This window comes from Rhodococcus sp. MTM3W5.2, assembly GCF_001984015.1.
Taxonomy (GTDB): domain Bacteria; phylum Actinomycetota; class Actinomycetes; order Mycobacteriales; family Mycobacteriaceae; genus Rhodococcus_G; species Rhodococcus_G oryzae.
In genome coordinates, this window is the sequence record NZ_CP019572.1 from 2,867,472 (window position 1) to 2,869,473 (window position 2,002).

The 2,002-nt window shown below is 66.6% G+C and carries 3 protein-coding genes; 2 read left to right on the forward strand and 1 reads right to left on the reverse strand.

Going from position 1 to position 2,002, the window contains the following annotated elements; all coding sequences use genetic code 11:
- Positions 1 to 41: 41 nt before the first annotated feature.
- Positions 42 to 818, forward strand: a complete 777-nt coding sequence (locus BTZ20_RS13235; protein ID WP_077041689.1) for a polyprenol monophosphomannose synthase — start codon at positions 42 to 44, stop codon at positions 816 to 818.
- Between the two features lie 111 nt (positions 819 to 929).
- Here BTZ20_RS13235 and BTZ20_RS13240 read toward each other — a convergent pair whose 3' ends face one another.
- On the reverse strand, positions 930 to 1,268 hold the full coding sequence (locus tag BTZ20_RS13240) for an RNA polymerase-binding protein RbpA (RefSeq protein WP_027501343.1): 339 nt from the start codon (positions 1,266 to 1,268) through the stop codon (positions 930 to 932).
- Positions 1,269 to 1,486: 218 nt separating this feature from the next.
- On the opposite strand from BTZ20_RS13240, the gene BTZ20_RS13245 reads away from it, so the two are divergent.
- Positions 1,487 to 1,819 carry a hypothetical protein gene (locus BTZ20_RS13245; RefSeq protein WP_077041690.1) on the forward strand — a complete coding sequence of 111 codons (333 nt, stop codon included), beginning with the start codon at positions 1,487 to 1,489 and terminating at the stop codon, positions 1,817 to 1,819.
- The last annotated feature ends 183 nt before the right edge of the window (positions 1,820 to 2,002 follow it).

The window sequence follows — 2,002 nt, forward strand, 5'->3', positions numbered from 1 at the left end:
ATCACGAAGGAAACCAGCCTCGGCTGGCAGGGAGGATCAAGATGGCAGCGGGTACGCCAGGCGGGGACACACCGAGCGCGCACACCTTGGTGATCATTCCGACGTACAACGAGCGGGAGAACATCGGCCTGATCATCGGCCGCCTGCACGCCGCTCTCCCGAACACGCACGTGCTCGTGGCCGACGACGGCAGCCCGGACGGAACCGGCGACCTGGCCGACAAGCTGGCGGAGCAGGACACCGCAGGCCGGATCCACGTCATGCACCGGACCGAGAAGAACGGCCTCGGCGCGGCCTACATCGCCGGTTTCAAGTGGGGCCTCGAGCGCGACTACCGCGTCATCGTCGAGATGGATGCGGACGGCAGCCACGCCCCCGAGCAGTTGCACCGACTGCTCGACAAGATCGATGCGGGCGCCGACGTGGTCGCGGGCTCGCGCTACGTGCCCGGCGGCTCCGTGGTGAACTGGCCCAAGCGGCGCGAGTTCCTCTCCCGTGGCGGAAACATCTACTCCCGGCTCGCGCTGGGCGTGAAGATCAAGGACATCACGGGCGGTTTCCGCGCCTACCGGCGCGAGGTGCTCGTTGCGCTCGACCTCGACTCCATCGAGTCGCACGGCTACTGCTTCCAGGTCGACCTGGCGTGGCGCGCGATCCAGCACGGCTTCACCATGGTGGAGGTGCCGATCACGTTCACCGAGCGCGAGTTCGGCGAGTCCAAGATGGACGGCAACATCGTGCAGGAGGCGTTGCTCAAGGTCACCGTCTGGGGCATGCGCAACCGGTGGAACAAGGCGAAGGCGCTGTTCGGTAGGTAGGCAAGGCATCGGATACGACAACGCCGCCCCCGGGGGATTCCCCGGGGGCGGCGTTGATTCGTTCACGCGGGAGCTACGCTCCGCGTCGCGGCGTCTCAGGCGCCGGCTCCGCTACGCTCCGCGTCGCTTGGTCTTCAGCAGGTCCAGACGCTCCTTGAGCAGCTCCTCGAGCTCCTCGACGGAACGACGCTCGAGCAGCATGTCCCAGTGGGTACGCGGGGGCTTGACCTTCTTGGCCTCCGGCGCGGTGCCCTCGAGGAGGCTGCCCTCCAGACCGTTCTTGCACAGCCAGGTGCCGGGGATCTCGGCATCGTCGGAGAAGGGGACATCGAACTCTTCGCCGTTGTCGCAGCGGTACCGGGCCATGCGGCGGGGCGCCAGGTCGTGGTCGCGATCGGTCTCATAGCTCACCGCTCCGAGTCGACTTCCTCGAAGTACGCGATCTGCCATGGTGGTGTCCTCTCCCTAGGTCGGCACGCGAGCGCACTGGATCGGCAGTACCTCACCGATCAGCAGGCATTCACTCATCTTCAACGCCACGGACGCTGGAATGGTTCCCTGGCGTCGCACAGACGCAACCGCACCATCTTACCGGTTTGTGAATGCCGAACAGCACAGCGTCGTCGCCCGGCACGGCGTCGTCGCCGGGCACAGTAAGGTGACTGTCCGTGGCAGGCCCCTCTCGCAGACTCGATTCGTGCGTGTGGTGTGGACGCGAGGTCGCCGACGTCGGCATCGGGCGACGCCGCCGCTACTGCCGCCAGTCCTGCCGACAGCGCGCATACGAACAGCGCAGCGCGGTCAAGGGCACGTCGATTCCCGCCGACGCCGTGGTCCTGACCGCAGACGAGGCGGCGGCGCTCGTGGATCGGATGTTCGAGGTCCGCTGCGCCGCGGAGGACGTCGAGACCGCCGTGTCGGAGGGCGCGGAGCAGTCCGAACTGGCGTCGCTGTGCGCTCGTCTGGTCGAACTCGCGCGAGAGGCCGAGCGCTTCCGCTGATCCGGGCGAGGGGCCGCCGCACGCGAACGTGCAGGCCATGTAACCAAAGGCCGAAACGGACGACAATAGCAGTCCGCGGCCGATACCCTGTGTAACGCGGCCGACACAAATCTGGACATACAAAATAGTGCGCAACCTGCGCCGAATACACCTTCGAGTTTGTCTACTCGCTTGGGGAGTGCG

Bases quoted from the DNA above. Each gene is read 5' to 3' on its own strand.
- BTZ20_RS13240 (WP_027501343.1), bottom strand. From the start codon at position 1,268: ATGGCAGATCGCGTACTTCGAGGAAGTCGACTCGGAGCGGTGAGCTAT.
- BTZ20_RS13235 (WP_077041689.1), top strand. From the start codon at position 42: ATGGCAGCGGGTACGCCAGGCGGGGACACACCGAGCGCGCACACCTTG.